Annotated in this window: 23 protein-coding genes and 3 tRNA genes; 23 read left to right on the top strand and 3 right to left on the bottom strand. The window is 41.4% G+C overall.

Annotated elements, in window-relative coordinates:
• Window positions 1–10: 10 nt before the first annotated feature.
• The 3 genes from yidD to rpmH form a co-directional block, all read right to left on the bottom strand.
• Complete coding sequence (gene yidD, locus DWW70_RS06865; protein ID WP_022217385.1) at window positions 11–223, bottom strand: membrane protein insertion efficiency factor YidD; 213 nt, start codon at window positions 221–223, stop codon at window positions 11–13.
• Between the two features lie 4 nt (window positions 224–227).
• Window positions 228–569 (bottom strand): ribonuclease P protein component, encoded by a 342-nt coding sequence (gene rnpA / locus DWW70_RS06870; protein WP_022217384.1) that lies wholly within the window; start codon window positions 567–569, stop codon window positions 228–230.
• A gap of 77 nt (window positions 570–646) precedes the next feature.
• Window positions 647–781 carry a 50S ribosomal protein L34 gene (gene rpmH, locus DWW70_RS06875; protein ID WP_004852723.1) on the bottom strand — a complete coding sequence of 45 codons (135 nt, stop codon included), beginning with the start codon at window positions 779–781 and terminating at the stop codon, window positions 647–649.
• 671 nt (window positions 782–1,452) lie between these two features.
• Between rpmH and dnaA the strand changes: the two genes are divergently transcribed.
• The 23 genes from dnaA (at window position 1,453) to DWW70_RS06990 (ending at window position 26,193) form a co-directional block, all read left to right on the top strand.
• Window positions 1,453–2,820, top strand: coding sequence for a chromosomal replication initiator protein DnaA (gene dnaA / locus DWW70_RS06880; RefSeq protein ID WP_022217383.1), 1,368 nt, complete (start codon window positions 1,453–1,455; stop codon window positions 2,818–2,820).
• 398 nt (window positions 2,821–3,218) lie between these two features.
• On the top strand, window positions 3,219–4,325 hold the full coding sequence (gene dnaN, locus DWW70_RS06885) for a DNA polymerase III subunit beta (RefSeq protein WP_022217382.1): 1,107 nt from the start codon (window positions 3,219–3,221) through the stop codon (window positions 4,323–4,325).
• 14 nt (window positions 4,326–4,339) lie between these two features.
• Entirely contained in the window at window positions 4,340–4,549 is a 210-nt protein-coding gene (locus DWW70_RS06890) for an RNA-binding S4 domain-containing protein (protein WP_015534430.1), read from the top strand.
• Between the two features lie 32 nt (window positions 4,550–4,581).
• Window positions 4,582–5,682, top strand: a complete 1,101-nt coding sequence (gene recF, locus DWW70_RS06895; protein WP_118649523.1) for a DNA replication/repair protein RecF — start codon at window positions 4,582–4,584, stop codon at window positions 5,680–5,682.
• A 2-nt stretch (window positions 5,683–5,684) separates the two neighbouring features.
• On the top strand, window positions 5,685–7,604 hold the full coding sequence (gene gyrB / locus DWW70_RS06900; protein WP_117549934.1) for a DNA topoisomerase (ATP-hydrolyzing) subunit B: 1,920 nt from the start codon (window positions 5,685–5,687) through the stop codon (window positions 7,602–7,604).
• 60 nt (window positions 7,605–7,664) lie between these two features.
• Window positions 7,665–10,223 carry a DNA gyrase subunit A gene (gene gyrA, locus DWW70_RS06905; protein ID WP_118649524.1) on the top strand — a complete coding sequence of 853 codons (2,559 nt, stop codon included), beginning with the start codon at window positions 7,665–7,667 and terminating at the stop codon, window positions 10,221–10,223.
• Between the two features lie 225 nt (window positions 10,224–10,448).
• Window positions 10,449–10,724, top strand: a complete 276-nt coding sequence (locus DWW70_RS06910) for a hypothetical protein (protein ID WP_015534433.1) — start codon at window positions 10,449–10,451, stop codon at window positions 10,722–10,724.
• A gap of 28 nt (window positions 10,725–10,752) precedes the next feature.
• A complete protein-coding gene (locus DWW70_RS06915; protein ID WP_015534434.1) occupies window positions 10,753–11,595 on the top strand; it encodes a fumarate hydratase in 843 nt (280 codons plus the stop codon).
• An 18-nt stretch (window positions 11,596–11,613) separates the two neighbouring features.
• On the top strand, window positions 11,614–12,210 hold the full coding sequence (locus DWW70_RS06920; RefSeq protein ID WP_118649525.1) for a Fe-S-containing hydro-lyase: 597 nt from the start codon (window positions 11,614–11,616) through the stop codon (window positions 12,208–12,210).
• 192 nt (window positions 12,211–12,402) lie between these two features.
• Window positions 12,403–13,677, top strand: coding sequence for a fibronectin type III domain-containing protein (locus DWW70_RS06925; protein ID WP_118649526.1), 1,275 nt, complete (start codon window positions 12,403–12,405; stop codon window positions 13,675–13,677).
• A gap of 179 nt (window positions 13,678–13,856) precedes the next feature.
• Window positions 13,857–13,944: transfer RNA gene (locus DWW70_RS06930), tRNA-Ser, on the top strand.
• A 31-nt stretch (window positions 13,945–13,975) separates the two neighbouring features.
• Window positions 13,976–14,047: transfer RNA gene (locus DWW70_RS06935), tRNA-Asn, on the top strand.
• Between the two features lie 17 nt (window positions 14,048–14,064).
• Window positions 14,065–14,135 (top strand) — tRNA-Cys (locus DWW70_RS06940).
• Between the two features lie 116 nt (window positions 14,136–14,251).
• A complete protein-coding gene (locus DWW70_RS06945; protein ID WP_243017688.1) occupies window positions 14,252–15,721 on the top strand; it encodes an FHA domain-containing protein in 1,470 nt (489 codons plus the stop codon).
• Between the two features lie 140 nt (window positions 15,722–15,861).
• Window positions 15,862–17,553 carry a tetratricopeptide repeat protein gene (locus DWW70_RS06950; RefSeq protein ID WP_118649527.1) on the top strand — a complete coding sequence of 564 codons (1,692 nt, stop codon included), beginning with the start codon at window positions 15,862–15,864 and terminating at the stop codon, window positions 17,551–17,553.
• 18 nt (window positions 17,554–17,571) lie between these two features.
• Window positions 17,572–17,895, top strand: coding sequence for a hypothetical protein (locus DWW70_RS06955; RefSeq protein WP_022217377.1), 324 nt, complete (start codon window positions 17,572–17,574; stop codon window positions 17,893–17,895).
• Complete coding sequence (locus DWW70_RS06960; protein WP_208896142.1) at window positions 17,876–19,267, top strand: hypothetical protein; 1,392 nt, start codon at window positions 17,876–17,878, stop codon at window positions 19,265–19,267. Before DWW70_RS06955 ends, DWW70_RS06960 begins: the two co-directional genes overlap by 20 nt.
• Window positions 19,268–19,281: 14 nt before the next feature.
• Window positions 19,282–20,478, top strand: a complete 1,197-nt coding sequence (locus DWW70_RS06965; protein ID WP_015534440.1) for an FtsW/RodA/SpoVE family cell cycle protein — start codon at window positions 19,282–19,284, stop codon at window positions 20,476–20,478.
• Window positions 20,479–20,508: 30 nt separating this feature from the next.
• The gene (locus tag DWW70_RS06970) at window positions 20,509–21,930 is read left to right on the top strand and encodes a L,D-transpeptidase family protein (protein ID WP_118649528.1); all 1,422 of its coding nucleotides are present in this window, start codon (window positions 20,509–20,511) and stop codon (window positions 21,928–21,930) included.
• Window positions 21,931–21,960: 30 nt separating this feature from the next.
• The gene (locus DWW70_RS06975) at window positions 21,961–22,836 is read left to right on the top strand and encodes a hypothetical protein (protein WP_118649529.1); all 876 of its coding nucleotides are present in this window, start codon (window positions 21,961–21,963) and stop codon (window positions 22,834–22,836) included.
• A 247-nt stretch (window positions 22,837–23,083) separates the two neighbouring features.
• Window positions 23,084–23,743 carry a helix-turn-helix domain-containing protein gene (locus DWW70_RS06980; RefSeq protein WP_117549944.1) on the top strand — a complete coding sequence of 220 codons (660 nt, stop codon included), beginning with the start codon at window positions 23,084–23,086 and terminating at the stop codon, window positions 23,741–23,743.
• 67 nt (window positions 23,744–23,810) lie between these two features.
• Window positions 23,811–25,511: a sensor histidine kinase gene (locus tag DWW70_RS06985; protein ID WP_117874346.1), complete on the top strand. Its 1,701-nt coding sequence runs from the start codon at window positions 23,811–23,813 to the stop codon at window positions 25,509–25,511.
• Complete coding sequence (locus DWW70_RS06990) at window positions 25,504–26,193, top strand: response regulator transcription factor (RefSeq protein WP_022217373.1); 690 nt, start codon at window positions 25,504–25,506, stop codon at window positions 26,191–26,193. Before DWW70_RS06985 ends, DWW70_RS06990 begins: the two co-directional genes overlap by 8 nt.
• Window positions 26,194–26,213 lie beyond the last annotated feature (20 nt).

The following is a 26,213-nucleotide window of genomic DNA, read 5'->3' on the forward strand; positions in this document are numbered from 1 at the left end:
ATTTTCTCCTTTATGGAACTGGATCATATCCTCCTTTTGAAAAAGGATTGCATCTAAGTATCCTCCATACTGCAAGGAGACCACCTTTTAAAACTCCATACTTTTCGATAGCCTCAATTGCATACTGCGAACAAGTAGGAAAATACTTGCAGGTAGCATGTCCCTTAAGCGGTGACAAATACTTCCTGTAAAATTTGATTAAACCAATAAATATTTTTTTCATTTCTTTACCCTATGTGGCTTATCTTCTTTAACCCACACAAATGCATCAAAGCACTCTCAATGTCCTGACATTTCTTGTCCTTTGATGACGGTCTGGCTACTATCACTATGTCATAGCCAACATCAATATTTGCTCTGTTTAATCGGTAAGCTTCTCTAATCAATCTGGTTACCCTGTGTCTTACCACACTGTTACCAACTTTCTTACTAACAGAGATTCCGAGTCTGTTGTAATCCAAGCCGTTGCTTCTCAGATACATAACTAAATATTTATTGGCTACCGAATTCTTTGTGCTGTACACACTGCCAAACTCTCTGCTGTTTTTTAATGTAATCATCTTACTCATTGTGTAACCACCGAAACTTTGATTATTAGAAAAACTGTTGCTGTGACCCTATAAAAAAAGGTCACAACCATGTGACCTTACGCTGATAATTTCTTTCTTCCCTTAGCTCTTCTAGCGGCCAGTACCTTTCTGCCATTAGCAGTACTCATTCTCTTTCTAAAGCCATGAACCTTAGATCTCTGTCTCTTCTTAGGCTGGAATGTCATCTTCATTACAAAACACCTCCTTCTTTACAAATTTACTTGCCTATTATAAATAAATAGGTAATGTGAGTCAAGCCTTTTTTGCCGTTTTTCCTATATTTTATAAGGATTTCAGCCACTATTTGATAAAGGTGACGAATCGTTCTGGATTAATTAGGTGGATACATTAATATTAATCACAAAATGTTGTGGTTTCATAGATTAATCACATTTTTGTAAGCATTTAATTTTTGTTACCAGTCGCTTTACATAATGTTATCCACAATTTGTTGGTAACTTGTTGATAACTTTTTACTTTTGTGGGTTTAATTCTAAAAAACCCAGTATTTATCGCTGTTTGTGATGTTCACAAATATAAAACAGTCATTTTTTTATATTTACATAAGTTTGAAAATAATAATTATTATGAAACTTATGTAACAAAGTTATCAACATTCCATGTGGATTATACACAAATAAGATTTTTTATTAACTTTTTCATTTTTTGCCCCTTATTCTCGTTTATTTTGATTTTACCCCCAAATACGTGTACCTAACCGTATAAACATGTAAAATCAAAATAAAGGCAATTTATCTTGTTTTTGACCTTAATATGCTTGAAATAGGGGTGCATTTATTATAAAATGTAATAGTGTTATTAATAATAGGAAGAATTATTTTTTTGAGGAAGGTTTTTTACGATGAAGGACTTAATATTAGCCAAGTGGAATGACATTTTGAATATACTTGAAAATGAACATGGAATTTCCCATATCATGATCCATACATGGATCGAACCTCTCAAGATATATTCAGTTGAGGATAACAAGGTCTATTTCACTCTGGACGAGGATTACGGACAGAGAGGCGTAGAATTTCTCAAGAGAAAATTATTTGATATATATCTTGAAACAGTTCTCAGAGAGCTCTTTCAGGACGATTCAATTCAGGTTATATTCACACTCGAGAGTCAGATGAGAAAGGATGAAAAGTCCCCTACATATTCAGAGGACTACAACGATGCCATTGCCAAGAGCAATCTCAGACCTGACTACACATTTGAGAACTTTATTGTTGGTGAGAGTAACAAGCACGCTCACGCAACATGTCTGGCAGTTGCCGATTCACCTGGACAGGACAAGTTCAATCCGCTTTTCCTGTATGGAGGATCAGGACTGGGCAAGACTCATCTTATGCAGTCCATAGCCCACTATATACTCCAGCACAATAGTAATATGAAGGTTCTCTATGTGCCATCGAACAAATTCACGAATGAGATCATAGAAGCAATCTCCAAGAATAAAACTGAAGAATTCAGAAACAAATACAGAACAGTGGATGTTCTTCTGATTGATGATATCCAGTACCTGATTGGTAAGGCAAGTACGCAGCAGGAATTCTTTGACACCTTCAACGCTCTTCATGACGAAGGTAAGCAGATAATCCTGTCGTCGGATAAGCCACCAAAGGAGATCAAGACTCTGGATGAGAGATTCAGATCAAGATTTGAGTGGGGTGTTCCTATCGACATCCACGCTCCTGATTACGAGACACGTATGGCTATCCTCAAGAACAAGGCTGAGATAAAGGGACTTACCGATATCATCAGCGAGGAGATATTTGAGTATATCGCCAACAATATAACCTACAACGTACGTGAGCTTGAGGGTGCGCTCAACAAGCTCAGCGTATATTCAGAGCTCGGAGATATCAAGATCACTGAAGAACTTGCCAAGAACGTCCTCAAGGATTTCATATCCAAGGATTCCAAGGTTACCATAACACCTGAGCTCATTATCAACACTGTTTCAGAGCATACTAATATATCAGTCAGTGACATCGTATCCACGAAGAGAAGCCAGGATATAGCCACTGCCCGTCAGATATCCATGTACCTGTGCAGAAAGTACACGGACAAGGGTCTGAAGAGTATAGGAGATGCATTTGGAGGAAAGGATCACTCCACCGTGCACAGCAATATACAGAAGGTTGAAGATAAGATTGAGAAGGATCCGGAATTTGCTGAGATGGTTGACGTCATAATCAAGAAGCTTAATCCACAAAAATAGCAAGTTATCCACATTTTTATCTTATAAACTCACTTATTTGTTTATAACCTTACAAACATAACTTGATTGTATATTGTTATTTGATGTTTGTTACATGTTGTTATGTGTTTGAGAATTGTTCTTACTCCTGATGAACAGGATTTTGCCATGTTGGTAAATGGTCAGTTTATGAACAGGTTAAAATTGATTAGTAACATGGACACATAATTCTCTAAGCCTTGATTTGTAAGGGCTTGATACACTTTCAACATTATCAAAAGCACTACTACTGATACTACTAATTATCTTAATATATTTATAGTTAAGCGCTCGCACTGTTTGTTGTTATTTGAAGTTATACACACATATCATATTTTGATGATCATTATATTTGGACATGAAAGGAGATCACACTTAAAATGAAAATTTCCATAAGAAAATCTAACTTACTTCAGGGTATAAATATCGTATCAAAGGCTGTCTCCAACAAGACGACCCATCCGATACTGTCTTGTATCCTGGTTGAAGCTGCAGGCGGTGTTATTAAGCTCACAGCTAATGACATGGAGATAGGAATAGAAAGTTATGTTGACGGTACTGTTATAGAGGACGGAAAGGTTGCACTCGAGGCAAAGCTTTTCTCAGATTTCATAAGAAAGCTTCCTGACAGCGACATAACTATAGAGAGTGATAAGGACAGCAAGACACTTATCAAGTGTGAGAGACTTGAGTTCAACATACCTGGAAAGTCAGGAGAGGATTTCTCCAATCTTCCTGTTGTATCAAAGGATAAGTTCATAACCATATCTCAGTTTGCGCTGAGAGAGGTTATCAATCAGACAATATTCTCTATATCAGATAATGAGAACAATAAGCTTATGACCGGTGAGTTATTTGAGGTATCAAACAATAAGCTCAGCGTGGTTTCTCTGGATGGACACAGAATATCCATCAGATATATAGAGCTCAAGGGAGATAATTCAGACATTAAGGTTGTAGTTCCAGGAAAATCCCTCAGCGACATAAGTAAGATCATGAACGGTGGAGTTGATGATCCTGTAAATATTTATTTCACGGACAACAATATATTATTTGAGTTTGACAATACAAAGGTTGTTTCAAGACTGATAGAGGGCGAGTATTTCAGAATAAGCCATATGCTCTCAGTTGATTATCAGATCAAGATGAAGATAAACAAGAGAGAGTTCCTTGACAGTTTGGACAGAGCAACTCTTCTTATAAAGGATTCAGACAAGAAGCCTATCAGACTCAGCATTGATGACAGAACTCTCGGTCTCAAGATCAGTTCTCTCATCGGTTCTCTGAATGAGGAGATAGATATCGAGAAGGAAGGTAACAATCTTGTCATTGGATTTAATCCAAAGCTTATAATAGATGCACTCAGAGTAATTGACGATGAGAATGTAACTATTTATTTCAACAATACAAAATCTCCATGTGTTATCAAGGATGATGCAGAGACATATATCTACCTTATCCTTCCTATGGGAATCAACGAAGAGTAAGAAGGGGTGAGAATATGGAGATAATCAAGTTAAGAGATGAATTCATAAAGCTTGGACAGGCGCTTAAGGCTGCCGGTCTGGTGGAGTCAGGAGTTGACGCAAAGGAGGTCATAGTTCAGGGACTGGTTGTGGTTAACGGTGAGATAGAGACCAGACGTGGAAGAAAGCTTTATGATGGTGATGAAGTAGAATTTGATGGTGATAAGATAAGTATTCAGAAATAATTGTGGTCGCCATCTTGCAGATGGTGAAGGTTATGTATATAGAGTCGATAGAGCTGAGTAATTACAGAAATTACAGTAATGTGAAAGTAGAATTTGGAAAAAATACGAATATCCTGTACGGCGATAACGCCCAGGGCAAGACAAATATACTTGAATCCATATACATGGCAGCGACTACGAAGTCACACAGAAAAAATACGCAGGATAAAGATATCATAAAGATAGGTGAAGATGAGAGCCATATAAGATTATTTGTCAACAAGAAAGACATATCGCACAAGATAGATATGCATCTTCGAAAGAGCAAAAATAAGGGAGTGGCGATTGATGGCATACCCATAAGGAGGGCCACGGAATTATATGGTCTTCTCAATGTCATATTCTTTTCACCTGAAGATCTGACTATCATTAAAAATGGACCAGCCGAGAGGAGAAGGTTCATGGATCTTGAATTGTGTCAGATAAGCAGATTGTATTATCAGAATCTGGCATCATATAACAGGATACTCAATCAGCGAAATAATCTGTTAAAGCAGATTTATCATAACAAAATTCTCATGGATACACTGGATGTGTGGAATATGCAGCTTGTGGACTATGGATCGAGGATAATAAAAGAGAGAAGAAATTTTATCGACATGATGAATGAGATAATTGGGGAGATCCACAGTCATCTCACATCGGGCAAGGAAAAGCTAGAGATAGTGTATGAGTGCAATGTCGATGAAGATAAATTCGATGAGACACTTCAGGAAAAGACTGAGATGGATATCAGATATTCAAGTACACAGTCTGGTCCACACAGAGATGATATAAGTTTTCTCATAAATGGAATAGACGCCAGAAAATATGGTTCACAGGGACAGCAGAGAACAGTTGCCCTGTCACTCAAGATGGCGGAGATAAAACTTGTAAAAAGGATAATCAATGATAATCCGATATTGCTTCTGGACGATGTCATGAGCGAGCTGGACACCAGCAGACGTGATGCATTGATAGAAGAGATAAAAGATATACAGACTATCATAACCTGTACGGGATATGATGATTTTGTTAAAGAGCAGGTAATAATCAACAATGTTTATAGCGTGGTAGAGGGAACGGCCACCAGAGTAAGAACGGAGGAAGCATGACAATGGAAAATGATAATTATGGAGCTGAACAGATACAGGTTCTGGAGGGACTGGAAGCAGTCAGAAAGAGACCTGGTATGTACATAGGAAGTACATCCTCCACTGGACTTCACCATCTTGTATACGAGATAGTTGATAATTCTGTAGATGAGGCTCTGGCAGGATATTGTACCCACATTCAGGTGTATATAAATGAGGATAACTCCATCACCGTAGTGGATGATGGACGAGGAATTCCTGTTGGAATACATAAAAAGCAGGGAATACCTGCTGTTGAGGTGGTATTTACCATACTTCATGCCGGCGGAAAGTTCGGCGGTGGAGGATATAAGGTATCCGGAGGACTTCACGGTGTTGGTGCATCAGTTGTAAATGCACTTTCAACATGGCTTGAAGTCGAGATTACCAGAGATGGCAAGGTGTACAAGCAGAGATATGAGAAGGGCAAGGTTATGTACAAGCTTCAGGTTATAGGTGAAGCACCTGAGGGAGTATCAGGAACAAAGGTTACATTCCTGCCGGATCATACAATATTTGAAGATAACATATACGATTACGATATACTGAGAAACAGACTTCGTGAGATGGCATTCCTTACAAAGGGCCTGAAGATAAGTCTTACAGACAAGAGACTTATTCCTGAGAAGGTAAGATCATTCCACTATGAGGGTGGTATAAAGGAGTTTGTAACATATCTGAACAGACACAGAGATCCGCTGTACAATGAGGTAATCTACTGTGAGGGAGTCAGAGATGGAATAAGTGTTGAGGTGGCACTTCAGCACAATGATTCATACAATGAATCCACATACAGCTTTGTAAATAACATCAACACACCTGAGGGTGGAACACATCTGACAGGATTTAAGTCAGCCATAACAAAGGTGTTCAATGATTATGCAAGAAAGAATAATATTATCAAGGATAAGGATGACAATCTCTCGGGTGATGATCTGAGAGAGGGACTTGCAGCCATCGTATCTATCAAGATAAGTGATCCTCAGTTCGAGGGTCAGACAAAGCAGAAGCTTGGTAATTCAGAGGCAAGACCTGCAGTTGAGAGTGTTGTAACTGAGCAGCTTACATATTATCTTGAGCAGAATCCGCAGATTGCTAAGATAATTGTGAATAAAGCGGCTGTTGCACAGAGAGCTAGAATAGCTGCAAGAAAGGCAAGGGATGTTGCAAGAAAGGCAAATCTTTCAGACAACATGGCACTTCCTGGAAAGCTTGCGGATTGTTCAGACAAGGATCCAAAGAACTGTGAGATCTACATAGTCGAGGGAGATTCCGCCGGTGGTTCAGCTAAGACAGCGAGATCAAGAGCAACACAGGCCATACTTCCACTCAGAGGTAAGATCCTTAATGTTGAGAAGGCAAGAATAGACAGAATCCTTGGAAATGAAGAGATCAAAGCCATGATCACCGCATTTGGAACAGGTATCCACGAGAACTTCAATATAGAGAAGCTCAGATATAACAAGATTATCATCATGACCGATGCCGATGTGGATGGAGCTCATATAGCAACTCTTCTCCTCACATTCTTCTACAGATTCATGCCTGATCTTATCAGAAAGGGACATGTATATCTGGCACAGCCACCACTTTACAAGCTGGAGAAGAACAAGAAGGTATGGTATGCGTACAGTGATGATGAGCTGAACAGTATACTTGATGAAGTCGGAAGAGATCAGAACAACAAGATACAGCGATACAAGGGACTTGGAGAGATGGATGCAGAACAGCTCTGGGAGACAACCATGGATCCAGAAAAACGAATTCTTCTCAGAGTGGCAATTGATGATGACGATGAGTCAGAGATCGATATGACATTCAATGTACTTATGGGAGATAAGGTTGAACCACGTCGTGAGTTTATAGAGACAAATGCCAAGTATGTAAAGAATCTCGATATATAGTATATTGATTAAATAAATGTGATAAAACATAACCAATATCGAGAGAAAGGAAATCAAAAAATGGATGACGATAAGATTTTTGATAAAATAGATGAAGTTGGTCTGAAAAAGACAATGGAGCGTTCATATATAGATTATGCCATGAGCGTTATCGCTGCCAGAGCTCTTCCTGATGTAAGAGATGGTCTTAAACCTGTTCAGCGAAGAATACTTCATTCTATGATAGAACTTAACAATGGACCTGATAAGCCACACCGTAAATGTGCCCGTATCGTCGGTGATACAATGGGTAAATATCATCCACATGGAGACAGTTCAATATACGAGGCACTTGTAAAGCTGGCTCAGGAGTGGAATACCAGATATCCACTTGTGGATGGACATGGAAACTTTGGATCGGTCGACGGTGACCATGCCGCTGCCATGCGATATACAGAGGCAAGACTTTCCAAGATATCCATGGAAATGATGGCAGATATAAACAAAGATACAGTTGATTTCACACCTAACTTTGATGGTACAGAGAAAGAACCTGTGGTACTACCATCACGTTATCCTAACCTATTGGTAAATGGTACATCAGGTATCGCAGTAGGTATGGCTACCAATATTCCACCACATAATTTAAATGAAACTATCAATGCAGCCATAAAGATCATCAATAACAGAGTGGAAGAAGGACGTGAGACAGAGATAGATGAGATCATGGACATAGTAAAGGGTCCGGATTTCCCTACAGGCGCACAGATACTGGGCAGACAGGGAATAAACGATGCATATAGAACAGGTCGAGGCAAGATAAAAGTACGTGCAATCACAGAAATCGAAACAATGAACAACGGAAAGCACCGCATTGTTGTAACCGAACTACCATATATGGTAAATAAATCACTTCTTATAAAGAATATGGTCGATCTTGTCAAGAACAAGAGAATCGATGGAATCACAGATATAAGAGATGAGTCTTCAAGAGAGGGAATGAGAGTTGTCATTGAGCTTAGAAAGGATGTCAATGCCAACGTAATACTCAACCAGCTCTTCAAGCACACACAGCTCCAGGATACATTTGGATGTATCATGCTGGCTCTGGTGGATGGAGTACCTAAGATACTCAACATCAAGGACATGCTCACATACTACCTGAAGCATCAGGAGGATGTTGTCACAAGAAGAACAAAGTATGATCTGAACAAGGCTGAGGAGAGAGCCCACATATTACAGGGTTATCTCATAGCACTGGACAACATAGATGAGGTCATCACGATCATCAGAAATTCAAAGAATGTTGGAGAGGCTAAGGCAAAGCTGATCGAAAGATTTGGACTTTCCGAGGCACAGGCCGGAGCAATCGTTGATATGAGACTCCGTGCTCTGACAGGTCTGGAAAGAGAGAAGATCGAGAACGAGTACAATGAGCTTATTGCGAAGATAGCTGAGTACAAGGAGATACTTGCAGATGAGAATAAGCTTCTCGGAGTTATCAAGACTGAGCTTGCAGCGATAGCTGACAAGTACGGTGATGAGAGAAGAACATCCATAACTGCATATTCAGATGATATAACAGATGAGGAGCTTATCAAGAGAGAAGAGATAGTTATCTCCATGACAAAGCTCGGATATATCAAGAGAATGCCAAAGGATACCTTCAAGGTACAGAACAGAGGCGGCAAGGGTATCAAGGGAATGAACACCATCGACAACGATATAATCGATGAGATATTCCTTACTAATACCCACAACTTCATAATGTTCTTCACCAATATGGGAAGAGTATACAGAATGAAGGGATACGAGATACCTGAGTCGGGACGTAATGCAAGGGGTGTTGCGATAGTCAACCTTCTTCAGCTTCTTCCTGGTGAGAAGGTAACAGCTATAATTCCTATAGCCGGATTTGACAAGAAGTATCTCATGATGGCTACAAAGAATGGTATTGTAAAGAAGACCAAGATAGAGGCATTTGAGAATATAAGAAAGACCGGTCTGGCAGCCATAACACTGAATGAGGGAGATGAACTCATAGAGGTTAAGGCAACGAGCGGTGAGAATGATGTATTTCTTGTAACTGCCAAGGGTATGTGTATCAGATTCAATGAGGAATGTGTCCGTGATACAGGACGTACATCCATGGGTGTACGTGGAATAAGATGCGACAAGGGCGATGAAGTTATAGCAATGCAGCTTGATGTTCAGGGCGACGAGATGCTCTTCGTAACCACAAAGGGTATGGGTAAGAGAACTGAACTGTCAGAATTTGCCCCTCAGATGAGAGGCGGTAAGGGTGTCAAATGTTACAGGATAACCGAGAAGACCGGTGACATCGTCAGCGCAAAGGCCGTGACAAATGACCATGACATTATGATGATGACCAATGAGGGAATCATGATCAGAATGCATTGTTCAGATATAACTGTAATAGGAAGAATAACCTCAGGTGTCAAGCTTATGAATATCGGCAAGGATGGCAACACATTTGTGGCATCTGTTGCAAAGCTTGCAAGAAGTGATGAAGATGAAGAGGCAGAGGACTCAGAGAATCCAGAATCAGCAGAAAATGAAGTATCAGAGAATGTAGAGAACGATACGGAGAATGATGCCGAGAGTAATTCAGAGGAGTAATTATAATTACAAATAAAGATAGATGTACTGTGTTGTAATATGCAAGACAGTACATCTTTTTTTATGTCCATGGATGTTTACAGATTGTGTGCAAATAGCCGTTATGATATACTTATCTTGGATTACACATTGGGAGAAAATAATCCTGAACGCAGGATTTTGAAGGTTATTATAAAGAGATTGGAATTATGGGAAAATACAACAAAATTATTGGGGGTAAAAGGCATGACGGCGAATGTGATACAGGTGGTGGCATCGGCAGCTACAACGGCTGCATCTACAGTTACAGAGGCAACAACGGAAGGAAAACTGGACAAGATATTCCAGAGTTCCGAGAAGGCGTCTGAACTTTCTTACAGTATAATGAACATCATATATATATTGGCGGCGATGATCATAGTTGTTGCGATATTTACAGTGGTGTTATACATATACAAATTCATCATGAACAGGAGAGATCCAAACTACAAAAAGAACGATGATACGTTCCTGGATGATTAAAACAAATTTATAAAATGGCGGTGAAGAGATGAGAGTTATTGCAGCAGAAGAGATTACCAGAAATGTAAGGGAGATGTGCATCGAAGCAAATGTAAATCTGTCTGAGGATATGGAGAAGGCGGTCAGGGATTCAGTAGAATCTGAGGACAGTCCACTCGGAAAGCAGATACTTGGACAGTTGTGTGAGAATCTGGATATAGCAAAGGAGAATGATATTCCTATCTGTCAGGATACGGGAATGGCTGTTTTCTTTGTGAATGTTGGACAGGATGTACATATAGAAGGAATGAACATAACTGATGCCATAAACGAAGGTGTGAGACAGGGATACACTGACGGATACCTGAGAAAATCAGTGGTAAAGGATCCTCTTATCAGAGAAAATACAAAGGATAATACCCCGGCGATTATACATTATGATATAGTTCCGGGAGATAAAATAGAGATAACTATAGCTCCAAAGGGATTTGGAAGCGAGAATATGAGCAAGGTGTACATGCTCAAGCCGGCAGATGGAGAAGAGGGCGTGAAGGCTGCTGTTCTTCAGGCTGTAAAGGATGCCGGACCAAATGCATGTCCTCCCGTATTCGTAGGTGTGGGTCTTGGAGGAGACTTTGAGCTCGCTGCGAAGCTTGCAAAGAGGGCTCTTACAAGAAAGGTAGGAGTTCACTCAGACAGAGAGCATATAGCAAGGATAGAGAGTGAGCTTCTGGAGATGATCAACAACACTGGAATAGGACCTGGCGGTCTTGGAGGAAAGACCACGGCACTGGCTGTGAACATAGAGACATATGCCACTCACATAGCCGGAATGCCATTGGCAGTTAATATGTGCTGTCATGTGAACAGACACGTTACGAGAGTATTATAGGAGGAGGTTAGGTTCATCATGGATAGACATATAAAGGCACCATTTGACAGAGAAGAGGTAAAGACCCTCAAGGCAGGGGATTATGTATATATAGATGGAATAGTGTACAGTGCCAGGGATGCCGCACACAAGAGAATGTATGATGCCATCATGGAATCAGGATGCGTGGACGCCAGTGGAACTGAGTTATACGAGAAGGGCATAGTTCCTATAGACCTTAACGGCAATGTGATATATTATCTCGGACCGACACCGGCAAAACCTGGACAGGTCATAGGCTCGGCGGGACCGACAACCAGCAGCAGAATGGACAAATACACTCCACTCATTCTCAGCAAGGGTCTGTGTGGAATGATAGGAAAGGGAAAGAGAAGCCAGGAGGTTATACAGGCAATAATAGCCAACAAGGCTGTGTATCTGGCAGCCGTTGGCGGTGCAGGAGCGCTTCTCTCCAAATGTATCAAGAAATCCGAGGTGATCGCGTACGATGATCTCGGAACAGAGGCTATAAGGAAGATGACAGTGGAGAATTTCCCAGCTATTGTGGTTATAGATTCAGAGGGACACAACCTGTATGAAACAGCGGTAAAGGATTATCTTGAGCAGAATAAATAATACAGGAATAAAATAAAAAGTATACAGAATCTCAACAATGAATTAGCAAAAATGCACAAAATAATTGTTGAATATTACAGTCACAATAATGTTGACTAAAATATATTAAACTTGTAAAATTTTAATATGAGTTAGTCTCATATTAAATTAATTGTTGTATTAACAAGGGAAAGAAGAAAAAGGAGAGATTTAATGAGAAGAGAAAAAGTTTTCAACAGATCGTTATTGATCCTTGCAATCATGTCAATCATGCTCTTTGCAATGACAATAACAGCATCGGCAGCATCAGGAAGAGCAGTAACAAATCTTCAGCAGACAGATGATACCAAGACAGGTGTCACAGTTCAGTGGAGCGGTAATTATGGAGAGGAATACTTAGTGTATTTATCCCAGGATAGATCTTCAGGATATCAGGCATTAAGTTCTTATACTTCAACATCAAATAAGAAGTATATTTACAATCTTCAGGCCGGCAGAGCATACTATGTAATAGTTCAGACATATGTCAACAAGCAGCTTGTTGGACAGTCAGATCCTCTTCAGGTCATAACAACTCCTGAGAGCGTAGATTACAAGTCAATAAAGCAGACTTCAGGCACAAAGAATAAGATCGGTTTACAGTGGAACAGAGTTTCAGGTGTAACAGGATATGTAGTTGCCAAGATCAGCGGTTCAAAGGTTGAGGCTCAGTATAATGTTACTACAAACAAGGCAACTGTACCTGCAAAGGCCGGAACACATTATAGTGGATATTATGTATATTCATATAAGAGATCAGAATCAAACTACATAGCACTTGGTTATGGACAGTCAACAGGTACACTCTACTCAGCACCTGTTAACCCACAGTATGTTGCCGATGCAAAAGCAGGAACTCTCTTATGGAGCCCAGCTATAAGTGGTAATGTAATAACAATTGGATGGAAGGCAAATCCAAACTATGACTATCCTACAGGATATCAGGTTCAGATCTACTCTCTCAACGGAAAGACCAGATTATACACAACAAAGGCTACAACAAAGACCAGCGTTAAGATCAACAACGCAAAGGTTCGTAAGGCAATCAACAACAAGGGATTCAAGGTAAGAATCCGTGCATACAAAAAGGCAAATGGTGGTGCTAAGTGCTGGAGTGACTGGTCAGCATTCAAGACAATCATACCTCAGGCATGTGTAAAGAAGAGTAATGTAACTTCTGTAAGCAGCACTGCTGCAAAGGTTACCTGGAAGAAGGTAGCAAATACAAAGTATTATCTTGTATACTATACAAAGAATCCATACGCTTCAAATGTAAAGTGGACAAAGAAAAAGGTAAGCGCTAAGAGAAATTCTTATGTAATAAGGGGACTTCAGGCTTATAAGACATTTGGAGTATATGTTGTTCCTGTTGTCAAGGTAGGAGGAAAGACCTACAGAGGACAGGCATGTGAGTTTGTTAAGGGATATATAAAAAGATACTATAGATAGTATAGAAACATCTACAAAACGATAAGAGGGCGGATACAAAAAAGTATCCGCCTTTTTGTCGATTTTAGGCTTATTATTTTCTTGTAAAAACTCCTTGACATTCACTGCCAGGTTTGGTATTATAAACAAGCGTCAAAAATTAAATACTCTTTGGTAGGAGATTTTTATTTAGGCATTTTGCAGAAGTACTCAAGTGGCTGAAGAGGCGCCCCTGCTAAGGGTGTAGGCCGTTTGCGCGGCGCGAGGGTTCAAATCCCTCCTTCTGCGTTTCCTTTTTTGGAGATGCTTATGACGTTATTCCTCGATAGCTCAATGGTAGAGCACTCGGCTGTTAACCGAGGGGTTGTAGGTTCGAGCCCTACTCGGGGAGCTTTAATTAAATAATATGGTGCGATAGCCAAGTGGTAAGGCCCCGGTCTGCAACACCGTCATCGCCGGTTCAAATCCGGCTCGCACCTCTCAAGCGGAAGATATATGTAATATATATCTTCCTTTTTTTGTAACCTTGAATATGCTTTTTTTGTCTGTTATACTGTAGAGGTATATTGGCTATTGAAATAGTAGGAGGTGGGGTATGACTCAAATTTTAAAAGATTCAATAAAAATTGAATACAAACTTGATCAGGTTACTCCTATTAGCAAATATGAAATGAATGCCTATAATGTGCCTTTTGCAGGCAACACAAGCATGTGCAGGGAAGTGTTTGTTAAGGGGGAAAGAAAACTCGAATTCTCAATAGATGGGGATATGAGTCTTAGTCAGATAATGCAGAAACCGGTTTTCAGGGATGAACTGGTGGAATACATATTCAGCATAAGCAAGCAGCTTGTGTCAGTCATACAGAATGGACTAGCACTCGAGAAGGTAGTGTGGGATACGAATTATATGTATGTGAGATTTAGTGACTTCTCCATACAGCTTCTGTATCTTCCATTTGAAAGCAAATTTGACAAGAAGGACATTGGGGAGTTTGTGAAGAGCATCTTGTCAGGATTTGTCTATGCACACACACCAGCCATAGAATGTGCTAACCAGATAGTTGATTATTTCAACGATCACAGGGAGTTTGATGCATTTCATTTCAATGAATTTGTGTCAGATCTCAGAGCATCAAGTCAGCTCCTTATAATACAGGGTGAAAAGGGCAAGAGTAAGGTACTCACTTCAAATGAGAATAATAAAGAGCTTGCAATCCACAAAGCCGAGGAGGCAGCCAGAAAGGCTGAAGAGGCAAGAATGCAGGCCGAAAATGAGGTAAAGAGACAGATAGAGGAAGCAAAGTATCAGGCGGAAGTTGCCAGACAGGCAGAGGAGACCCGTATGAAGGCCGAGGCGGCAAGGGTCGAAGCCGAGATATGGAGACAGAAGGTCACTGCTGAGGCAAAGGATTATGAGCAGACAGCGGTACTCACAGCTCAGGATATGTACTCATATCAGGGCAATTCCGATGACAGTGAGAGGCTTAAGGCTGAAGAAATGTTCAGGAATGCCGAGGAGGAGCGAATCAGGGCAGAGAAGGTTTCATCGCAGTATGCAGATGAGATAAGACGTGCCAGAGAGCAGGAGATGCATGCTGAGGAGGCTAGAATGCAGGCAGAATTTGCAGCCCGCAAGAATGCTGAGGAGGCTAAGAGACAGGCAGGCCTTGCAAAGCTCAAGGCGGAGGAAGCCAAGAGACTCAGCGAGCAGCCGGATGAGGAGCCACCTACAACACTGTTCAGCAACAGAACACTTGTCACAGGCAGCAAGCCGACCCTCACCAGAAAGACTACGGGTGAGAGCGTTCAGATTAATAAACAGGTATTCTGTATTGGTAAGGCTGATCAGGGTGTTGACTATAAGGTAACAGGAAACAAGTCTATAAGTAGAAGACATGCCTATATCACCAGTATCAATGGAACACATTATTTGAGAGATAACAACTCAACAAACCATACATTCCTGAACGGAACTCAGGTGTACAGCAATGTTGATGTGGCTATCCCTGATAACAGTGTGATAAGGCTTTCAAATGAGGAGTTCATATTCAGGATAAATTCTTAAATATGAAGTTCGATAAATGTAATAAATCAGGTTGATCCGTAAGGGATGTGTCAAGTTTTCTATGAAAACTTGACATGTAGCTCCAGCCATTTGCCGAAGGCAAATTTTGCATGGCTGGAGTTCAAGATGGAGGAAGAGATATGTATTGTGATAATTGTGGTTGTGAATTGGGGGAGAACGTAAGAAAGTGTCCTGTCTGTGGAAAAGAATTTCCTTTGATAGAGCCGGAAGTTGACGACAGCACAACTGTGCTTACAAGTGAGCCGGACGTCGATGAGGACGATGACAGCACAACTGTCCTGACAGGCGGAACACAGGGCATGCCTCAGATGATGCAGCAGCCACAGGGTAATCCTGTGCCACCGCAGCAGCCTCAGATGGGAATGCCACAACCTCAGATAATGCCACAGGAAGGCGCCGATATAATGATAAAGAAAAAGGGCGAGAAGAAGGGTATGAGCAAGGGTGCAAAGGCCGCACTCATAGCTATACCAGTGGTTATCGTCATCGCTATAGGCGTCTTTGCATTTATATTTGTTCCAAAGTTTAGAAAGTATAACGAGGCCAACGACCTCATGGACCAGGGAAAGGTTGAAGAGGCCGTGACACTGTATAAGGATCTTGGAAAATTCAAGGATTCCTATACAAAGGCAAACGGAGACGCTTATTATGAGTATGCCGAGGGTCTTGAAAAAGAAGGCAAGAACCTTGAGGCGGCTGAATATTATAAGAAGTCAGGCAATAGCAGAAAGGCTGCAGAGAACTACAGCAAGTCATCTGACGGTGACGAGGAGAGTTTCAGCAGCGATGACGCATTTGATAAGGCTTATCAGTGTTATTACAATGCGGGAATGGATCAGATGAATGCGGCATCCTACGATGCAGCCATAGATGCATTCAACAACGCAGGCTCATACAAGGATGCATCGGACAAGGTTATCGAGTGTACATATAAGAAAGCGGAGGCACTTATAACAGCCAAGAAGTACGATGACGCCATCAGTATTCTGTCAACCATAGAGGAGTACAGCGATTCCCAGACTCTTCTTGCAAAGTGCTATTACAACAAGGCATCAGAGCTGCTCGACAGCGGCAAATATGACGATGCGTATGATATGTACATGAAGTCAGAATTTGATGACTACAAGAACAAGGCCAGTGAGTGTACATACAAGAAGGCAGAGCAGTATTACAAGAACAAGGATTACGAGAATGCCATCAAGAGCTATGATAAGGTGGACAAGGATTACAAGGACTGTGTAGCTGAGAAAGACAAGTGTTATCAGGCACTTGGAGCCCAGGCATACAAGGACAAGGAATACAAGAAGTCAGTTGATTACTATGAGAAGGTAGTCAAGACTGATGTGTCCAAGAAGATAGCAAATGGAAAGCTTGCATTTGCAAATGCAAATAAGAACGCAGCCAATGAGACTACAATGACATATCTCGGAGAACTCAGATACGACGGCAACGAGAAGGCTCAGAAGCTGTATTCAGAGCTTGTGAAGTGGAATATAGAATCATTTGTAAACAGCAGTGAAAAAGATCTTGATAAGGGATCTAACAGCATCAAGACAAAGAATGGATCAGATATATATATTCATACGTCATTTGGATTTGACGGTGATGACTCTATGAAGATATCGGGATACGTTGTGTATGCGGATGGAAACAAGTCTGACGTCATAACATTCTCAGATCCTGTGGTTGACGGCTGGTCAACATGGGTCAAGATATCAGGTGATAGTGCACCTAAGGGTGTAACATATCTGTATCTTCAGAACGAGACGACCAAGAAGATCATAGAGGTATATCCGTTCACAATAAAGTAAAGAGACAGGGTGATATATGTGATAAACAGACCTGAATTGCTGGCTCTGGAATTCTATAAGTCGCGGCCTTTTAAGGGCAGTGACAAGGGTATCCGTTACATGATACAGAAGGATGTTGTGGAGATTGAGCCGGAGGGGGAAAAAGATCAGACAGAGGAAGATGCACCGAAGGAGACAAAGACTGTACTCACGGCATTTATATGGCCGGAGCCATTCTGTTTTGAGGTCACACCGGATGAACAGAAGGGATCGAAGCAGTTTGATTTTTCCGAGGAAGGATTGTGTGAGGCCATAGCCTGGTTGAATGAAAATCATGATACATATGCACAAAAAAAACAATAATAAACTACTTAAAAGAATAATTGGAATAACAGCGACTGTCATCATTCTGATGGCAGCAGTTGTTGCAATTATTTTTTTTCATCTTATGAGAAAACCTCAGATAAAGCTTGTGGAGGCCATGGTAAATACCATCAATTCTTCCAGAGAGTCGGAGATGAATCAGCAGTATGGCACATTTGACATGGGTATGAACATGATAAATGGCAGTCAGAGCTTTTCATTTGAGGATAATTCTGATCACAGCGTTGACATATCGCTGAAGAGAAGTGCTTCGGATCACAATTTTCTTGCGGAGGCAGGAGTTGATGACAAGACATTCAAGCTCTATGCAAATAAGAGGACTTCTCTCATATATATAGATGATATGGCAATCAGAATACAGTACGCTGACAATCTCATCACGAACATGAGCAATTCTCAGGTGGTATCACTGCTTGGGATAGACAGCGACACAGTGTACTCATTTGGCACTGCCTATGAGAACTGTATGAGGATGGCTGCAAATAATTATGCGGACATCAACGGTGACGATATCCAGACAGATATTATCCAGAAGACACTTAAGTATTTCTTCAATATGGAGGGTACGAGTGAGGGAAAACAGACTGTGGTTACTGGGGATAGTACACAGGACTGCAAGGTGTACTCGGTCATCTTCAATGTGGATGATTTCTATAGTTATCTGGATGAATGTTTTGGCACACATGATATAGATCTTCAGGAAGTGTATGACATGTTTGGCAAATACATACCGGAGATAGATACCATTGACAATACGGCAGAATTGGTACATGATATAAAGCAATTTGTGGATGAAATGTTAGACGGCAGGGATATCACGCTCTATTTTGCTGTGAACAGTAAAAATGAGCTGGTCAAGCTGTATGCGGATCATGTGTCCGACAGGAATATGAGCATGTCGCTGACATTTTACGGAGACAAATATACAGCACAGTCGTATGAGTTCACTGTTACTGACAATTCTGACAACCATCTTGTGATAAAAAAGAGGGATGTGAGCAGTGACGGAGAGACAGGAGTGGTGTTTGATGTGGATATATCGGCAGCCGATCTCATGGATTCCATGAAGCCTGTCAGTATAAGTGCATCGCTGGAGCTTAGATTGTCTGGAAGTGATGCAATTCTTGGTATACAGGTTGGAGATGCCGTGTTCAGAAAAAATGCGGAGATCACCGGATATGATAAGGGTAACAGCATTGATCTTGCGTGGAGCGGGGACAGTGATGGAAGCATGCATATCGGCTGTGATTCAGGAGCGATAGAGAAACCGGAATACAGGGACAGCCTGGATATATTTGACACAGATGTGATAAGTGCGTATAAATTTATAAAAGAGATAATGAACAGATAGATGGAGATTTGTATATGAGTGATACATCAGTTGTGGATAACTCCACGGGCAAAGAAAAAAGCAGATATACATCGGGAACCATATATAAAATGATAATTGCTATAACGTTCCTTCTGGCATTTGGACTGATAATGATATTCAGCGCATCCAGTTACGGCACGGCTGCCAGCAATTTCAGAAGCCAGTTGGTGTTTATCGTTTTCGGAGCATTGGCAATATGGGGATTGGCGTTTTTCCCATACGGTCTGTATAAGAAGCTTACATGGCCTGCATATTTTCTGTCATTGATACTGACATTTTTGCTTCTCACGCCATTGGGAGTAAATGTAAATGGTGCGACGAGATGGATTCAGATCCCTCACATACCATTCAGAATCCAGATCGCTGATATAGTGAAGACTCTCATGATCATATTCATAGCTTCATTTATAAGCAGCAAATGGAGAGAGATGCACAAGTGGCAGACTGTCATAATACTGTGGGTGCTTGTGGGACTCCAGGCGGGACTTCTGCTCGTCATATCCACAAACCTGAGTTCGTGTCTGGTCGTTCTTGGAATATGTTACTGTTCAACATTTATAGCCAGCAAGAACTGGAAACTGCATTTAGGAATATTGCTGATAGCTGTGGTGGTGGCGGTGGTCTATGTGAAGGTAGCCACGAGCTACCTGCCTACGGAGGAAGAACTTCTGTCAAATGACAACTTCCGTGCAAAGCGAATCCTGGGATGGCTGTACACAGAAAAATATGAGAAGAGTGCAGGATATCAGGTCATACAGTCGTTGTATGCCATAGGAAGCGGATCTTTCTTCGGCAAGGGACTTGGAAATGGAACACAGAAGCTTTCGGCTATACCGGAGGCCCAGAATGATATGATCTTCGCGATAATCTGCGAGGAGCTTGGTGTGGCAGGAGCAATCATGTTATTTCTTCTGTATGGCTATCTGTTATACCAGATGTATGTTATAGTTAAAGAGTCATCGAACGTATTTGGAAGCATGATGGTCATAGGTGTGATGGTACACCTTGTATGCCAGATAGTGATCAACGTAAGCGTTGCGACAAATGTAATTCCGAATACAGGTGTCACTCTTCCTTTCATAAGCTCGGGAGGTTCCGCACTTCTCATGACCATGGTCGAGTGTGGTATGTGTATAGGAATCAGAAGGCAGCAGACGAGAAGAGTGTATCAGAAGCATTTGAATGAATAAAATCTATGTGAGGAATAAGAGAGGTAGTATATGGTAAAGTTTAGAAAAATTGCGTTTTTGACAATGGCAGCAGTATTGTTGTCAACTTGTGCGACAGGAATCTCAAATCTGTCAGAAAGCAGGGTCGGCGGACAGTACACGGTGTACGCTGCGGAGACTCAGGCTGATGCCGGAGAGAGTGTTGCGACATTGACGGATGCAACTGCCACTGTGAAGAATAAGAAGGGCTGGTATACCAAGAACGGTAAGACATATTATTACGATGAGAACGGCAAGGCGTTAAAGAGCAAGTTCCTTACATACAAGGGCGACAAATATTATTTTAACAGATATGGCCGCATGGTGAGAGGTCTTAACAAGATCCAGAATAATTACTATTACTTCAGAACAAATGGCAAGGCACTGGTGAATACCTGGAAGAAAATAAAGGGTAAGAAGTATTACTTTGGTTCTGATGGAAAAGCCTATAAGGGTGCACATAAGGTAAAGAATAGCAAGTATTACTATAATTTCTCAAGTAATGGTTATCTTGCGGAGGGTGTCAGAAAGATAAATGGCGTGACATACAGATTTGGTTCCAATGGAAAGCCATATACAGGATGGTATACTACAAAGCTTGGAAACAGACAGTATTACAGCGCTTCAGGTGTTGCATACAAAGGACCTAAGAAGGTAAATGGCAAGCTGTATCTGTTCGACAAGAATGGTGCACTGGTGAAGGGCAGAGGCTGGAAATATTACAACGGCAAGCGTTACTTCGTAAGCGTCAAGGGAACATTACTCACCGGATACAGATATGTGGATGGAGCATACTATTACTTCAGTAAGAGCGGTGCCATGTACAGAAGCAAGTGGGCATATGCGAATGGATATAAGTTCTATTTCAACAGAGGTGGCAAGAGACTCACAGATGTTGATAAGATCCTCGGAAAACAGGGTTCCTATGAGATAAAGGTCAACAAGACCACAAATGTTGTGACTGTATATGCAAAGGATGGCAACAAGGGATATATCATTCCGGTAAAGGCATTTGTATGTTCAGGCGGTGACACAACACCTCTTGGAACATTCTATACACCTGCAAAGGGAAGATGGTGGACACTGATGGGACCATGTTATGGACAGTGGGATACACTTATAACAGGTGATATACTGTTCCACTCTGTGTATTACGGAGAGGAGGATCCTACCACATTATCAGTCAGCGCTTATAACATGCTCGGAACGACATGCTCACACGGATGTATAAGACTTAAGGCAGGAGATGCAAAGTGGATATATGACAACTGCGATCTTGGAACAAAGGTAACTATATTCGAGAGCAATAAGAGCGGCCCGTTCCCTAAGCCTACATCAGTTCAGCTTGATTACAGCCATACATGGGATCCTACAGATCCAACCATGGCATACAAGTGTAGAGAGAACGGATGTCATAAGGGAATAGCGTGGTAATATCGTGTTCAATGTGGAGAGAATAGATATATGAAAAAAGCGTCGTGGATGGACATGGGCAGAAAATATATATTATTTATGATTGCGGTCATCTGTTTTGCAGCTATCTGCATGGGATGCGGGAAGGTGGATGACGGTCAGGAGGAGAGTACCGGTATCCAGATAAAGAGCGGTGATGTTGAATCCGCGGAGGATATGGCTCAGATAGGAGTGTATCTCGATGTGGATAAGAACAGTTCCGAGATAACGGATGTGAAGTACAAGATATCCGGTGACATAGGTATCGTGAGTTTCAGGTACAGCGGAGTGAAGGTTGAACTCAGAGGCTCCTGCAAATACGAGATGTACGATCTGGCGGGCGTTGAGAACACCAGCAATGGTGACATGATAACCGGCAACATCCAGGGATACAGTGCTACTTATTACACTCTGACTCCCGGACGTATAGCTTTCTGGAGCGATGGAAAAATTAACTATTCGCTATATATATACGTCACAGCCAGTGATGAGGTACTCAATGAAGTGCTGTCACATATAGTATTTGAGAACAGATATACGGACAGGGCTGATGTCCAGCAGCAGATAGAGACGGACAGCAGAGCATTTGCTGAGAAGATCGTGAAGGTGTTCAATGATGAAGATCTTGAGACTATGAAGGATATGGTTTTATATCCTCAGGAGACAAGTGGTGGACAGTCCATAGCAAATGAAAATGAGCTGTTGAATATAAGCAAAAAAGACTTGTTCACAGATATACTCATGAAGGCTCTGAACGATGAGAATGCGCTGGATAATCTGAGAAAAACCAACGACGGTTCCGAATATGTAATCGGAACAAATTATAAAAATGTACATTTTATATTGAACGATGACGGACAGTTTGTCATCACAAAAATAAATAACTGATATTTACCCCCCTGCACATAAGGGCAACTGATATGTGCAGGGGATTTTTGTGCTTAAAATACTGAAAATGTTCTATTTGCCACGAATAAGTTCAGAATGTGATAAGTATGGTGGAATAAACAGATATAGTGAGAAAATTTAGAGGACGATTCGCGTTGAGACTGTGTATTAAAGTCCTTAGAATTGTATCAGGACAGGAAATAACTTAAGACAGGACCTGATCTGAGACAAGGAGGAGATATACACGATGACAGAGAGAGTTTACAGTATAAGTGAGGCAGCAGCCAAGGTTGAGGTTGAGTCACATGTGCTTAGGTATTGGGAGGAAGAGCTTGAGATCGATATCAAGAGAAATGACATGGGTCACAGGTGCTACAGTGAGAAGGATGTAAAGATACTTCAGAGGGTTAAGACTTTGAAGGATAAGGGGATACAGCTCAAGGCGATAAAGGATATGGTTCACAGAATGTATGAACTTCTTGACGAGGGAGAGAGCACAGAGGAAAAAAATGCGGATGATGCGGTGACGGAGCTTATCGCAGAGAGTGAAAATACAGAGAAGAAGACCATAGAAACCATAAGGGTGAGCAGCGATGTGGGGGATGATTCAAGAATAGTTGATTTCAAGATGGCACAATTCCAGAATATCATGGACAAGATAATCAGCAACTCCATAAAGGACAACCTTAAGGTGATAACACAGTCAGTGTCCGCTGCGGTGTCCGATGACGTGGTAAAACAGATGGATGTGCTGATGAAGGAGAAGGAGGATCAGGAGGAAGCGAGATACAGAAAGCTTGACGCCACCATAAGAGAACTTCAGCAGACCAGACAGGAGGTTGCGGCAACGGAGATAAAGAGGAAGAAAAAGGGCATTTTCAGAAGAAAACAGAGAGAGAGTTTATAAAAACTTCACACACTAACAATAGGGATTAATGCTATAATTAGCGCTAGTAAGATGGGAGTTAACACGAATGAAGATTACTAAGAAAGTTAAGATAGCGATAATTTTTATATGGATAGCAGCGATATTGTCCATGGTTATAGGTACGGCTATCATAGGGCGATATTTTATCACTGGAACTTATGGCCGTAATCACTCACTGCAGCTTTTATATTCGGAGGACGATCCGGTCAATGATGTGTACAAATCTCTGTCCACATTGCGTGAGGAAGTTATAAGCAAGGTGAAGAAGAATCCTTCATACTATACAACCCAGGATAATGCAGATGCACTGGATGAAAAGAGCTCGGTATTAAATACTCATATAGCAGTGAAGAAGGATGGAGAGTACATATATAGTTCCGTTGATCCTTTTTCTGAGAGCCTGAAGGAGCAGTTAAAGAGAAATGATAACAGTTCGAATATCAATGCGATAGATGGTGATTCGATTGATACCGGAAATAACAGTGATATAAAGGTTCAGGAATATCTCATAACCCAGCCGTCATTCTATCTGTGCAACCAGGTATCATATGTGCTGGATGGAAGTCAGGTAGATATTTACATGCTCACATACTATGGTAATTATATGGCGAAGTTCAGGGGAACCATCATGGGTTATTCCATACTGATGGTTCTAATGATGATGCTCCTGAGCGGTGTCGTGGCATTCCTTGTATACCAGCAGTTTGTGAATCCTCTTGTCAAGCTCAAGGAGGCAGCAGAGCGTATGGGCTCAGGCAACCTTGACGAGAAGATAGACTTTGGCGATAACAGAGTCGATGAGGTTGGTGAGCTCTGTGAGTCATTTGAGGATATGAGACAGAAACTGTCAGACTTTACCAAGGCGAAGATGAGATATGAGGAAGAGAACAGGCAGCTCATAAGCAATATATCACACGATCTCCGTACTCCTATCACGACCATCAAGGGTTATGTGGAGGGAATCATGGATGGAGTTGCAGATACCCCTGAGAAGCAGGAGAGATATCTGAAGATGATATACAGCAAGGCAAATGAGATGGACAGCCTCATCAATGAGCTTTCACTGTATACGAATATCAACAACAACGCCATACCATATGAGTTCCACAGGGTATCGGTGAAGGATTATTTTGATGACTGTATGGAGGAGGTATATACGACGCTCCTTTCCAAGAACATGACGCTCACATACAAGAACTATTGTGATGACGATGTGAAGGTCATAGTTGATCCTGACCAGCTCAAGAGGGTCATCAACAACATAATTACAAATGCTATCAAGTATACCGATAAGGAATATGGACAGATAGATATCAACATATATGACAATGACGCGGAGGTTAAGGTATCCATAAGCGACAATGGCCGTGGAATAGATTCAGAGAGCCTGCCTCATATATTTGACAGAATGTACAGAGCTGACAGCGCAAGACAGTCAAGAGGCGGAAGTGGTCTTGGACTTGCTATATGCAAGAAGATCGTTGAGGAGCACGGCGGCAACATATATGCCACAAGCCAGCTTGGTGTTGGAACAACGATAGTATTTACCCTGAAGAAGTATATTCCAAAGGTTGAGGAGATCGAGGGTGATACTTCTGACGCCAGCGGTGAACAGCAGGCAAATGTAAAAAAGGATACACAGAAAAAAGATGATCAGAGAAAAGACAATCAGAAAAAGGATGGTCAGAGAAAAGGATCATTGCAGATCATAAATACACTAAAGAAAAGGAGAGATACAGATGAGTAAGATATTGATCATAGAAGATGAGCTTAGTATTGCAGAGCTTGAGAGAGATTATCTGGAGCTCAATGATTTCGAGGTAGAGATAGAGACAAATGGACTTAAGGGTCTTGAGAAGGCATTGGATGAGGAATACAGTCTTATCCTTCTGGATCTCATGCTCCCTGAGGTGGATGGATTTGAGATATGCCGACAGATAAGGGAGAAGAAGGATATTCCGATCATCATGGTAACAGCCAAGAAGAATGATATAGACAAGATCAGAGGTCTTGGTCTGGGAGTTGACGACTATGTCACAAAGCCATTCAGTCCAAGTGAGCTGGTGGCAAGAGTCAAGGCGCACATATCCAGATACGAGAGACTTGTTGGTTCAACGGCACTCAAGAATGACGTCATCGAGATCAGAGGTCTTAAGATAGACAAGACGGACAGAAGAGTGTATGTTGATAACGAGGAGAAGGTATTTACGAATAAGGAGTTCGATATACTGTGCTTCCTTGCCAGCAACCCAAACAAGGTATTTTCCAAGGATGAGCTGTTCAGCAAGATATGGAATATGGACAGCATAGGAGATATAGCCACGGTTACTGTTCATATCAAGAAGATCAGAGAGAAGATTGAATTTGACACATCGAATCCACAGTACATAGAGACTGTGTGGGGCGTGGGCTATAGATTTAGGATGTGATAAGAAAGCCCCAGACGGCG

Origin of the sequence: Coprococcus sp. AF16-5 (genome assembly GCF_003479365.1) — a bacterium.
Classification (GTDB): Bacteria; Bacillota; Clostridia; order Lachnospirales; family Lachnospiraceae; genus Coprococcus; species Coprococcus aceti.

Bases quoted from the DNA above. Each gene is read 5' to 3' on its own strand.
- yidD (WP_022217385.1), bottom strand. From the start codon at position 223: ATGAAAAAAATATTTATTGGTTTAATCAAATTTTACAGGAAGTATTTG.
- rnpA (WP_022217384.1), bottom strand. From the start codon at position 569: ATGAGTAAGATGATTACATTAAAAAACAGCAGAGAGTTTGGCAGTGTG.
- rpmH (WP_004852723.1), bottom strand. From the start codon at position 781: ATGAAGATGACATTCCAGCCTAAGAAGAGACAGAGATCTAAGGTTCAT.
- dnaA (WP_022217383.1), top strand. From the start codon at position 1,453: ATGAAGGACTTAATATTAGCCAAGTGGAATGACATTTTGAATATACTT.
- dnaN (WP_022217382.1), top strand. From the start codon at position 3,219: ATGAAAATTTCCATAAGAAAATCTAACTTACTTCAGGGTATAAATATC.
- DWW70_RS06890 (WP_015534430.1), top strand. From the start codon at position 4,340: ATGGAGATAATCAAGTTAAGAGATGAATTCATAAAGCTTGGACAGGCG.
- recF (WP_118649523.1), top strand. From the start codon at position 4,582: ATGTATATAGAGTCGATAGAGCTGAGTAATTACAGAAATTACAGTAAT.
- gyrB (WP_117549934.1), top strand. From the start codon at position 5,685: ATGGAAAATGATAATTATGGAGCTGAACAGATACAGGTTCTGGAGGGA.
- gyrA (WP_118649524.1), top strand. From the start codon at position 7,665: ATGGATGACGATAAGATTTTTGATAAAATAGATGAAGTTGGTCTGAAA.
- DWW70_RS06910 (WP_015534433.1), top strand. From the start codon at position 10,449: ATGACGGCGAATGTGATACAGGTGGTGGCATCGGCAGCTACAACGGCT.
- DWW70_RS06915 (WP_015534434.1), top strand. From the start codon at position 10,753: ATGAGAGTTATTGCAGCAGAAGAGATTACCAGAAATGTAAGGGAGATG.
- DWW70_RS06920 (WP_118649525.1), top strand. From the start codon at position 11,614: ATGGATAGACATATAAAGGCACCATTTGACAGAGAAGAGGTAAAGACC.
- DWW70_RS06925 (WP_118649526.1), top strand. From the start codon at position 12,403: ATGAGAAGAGAAAAAGTTTTCAACAGATCGTTATTGATCCTTGCAATC.
- DWW70_RS06945 (WP_243017688.1), top strand. From the start codon at position 14,252: ATGACTCAAATTTTAAAAGATTCAATAAAAATTGAATACAAACTTGAT.
- DWW70_RS06950 (WP_118649527.1), top strand. From the start codon at position 15,862: ATGTATTGTGATAATTGTGGTTGTGAATTGGGGGAGAACGTAAGAAAG.
- DWW70_RS06960 (WP_208896142.1), top strand. From the start codon at position 17,876: ATGCACAAAAAAAACAATAATAAACTACTTAAAAGAATAATTGGAATA.
- DWW70_RS06965 (WP_015534440.1), top strand. From the start codon at position 19,282: ATGAGTGATACATCAGTTGTGGATAACTCCACGGGCAAAGAAAAAAGC.
- DWW70_RS06970 (WP_118649528.1), top strand. From the start codon at position 20,509: ATGGTAAAGTTTAGAAAAATTGCGTTTTTGACAATGGCAGCAGTATTG.
- DWW70_RS06975 (WP_118649529.1), top strand. From the start codon at position 21,961: ATGAAAAAAGCGTCGTGGATGGACATGGGCAGAAAATATATATTATTT.
- DWW70_RS06980 (WP_117549944.1), top strand. From the start codon at position 23,084: ATGACAGAGAGAGTTTACAGTATAAGTGAGGCAGCAGCCAAGGTTGAG.
- DWW70_RS06985 (WP_117874346.1), top strand. From the start codon at position 23,811: ATGAAGATTACTAAGAAAGTTAAGATAGCGATAATTTTTATATGGATA.
- DWW70_RS06990 (WP_022217373.1), top strand. From the start codon at position 25,504: ATGAGTAAGATATTGATCATAGAAGATGAGCTTAGTATTGCAGAGCTT.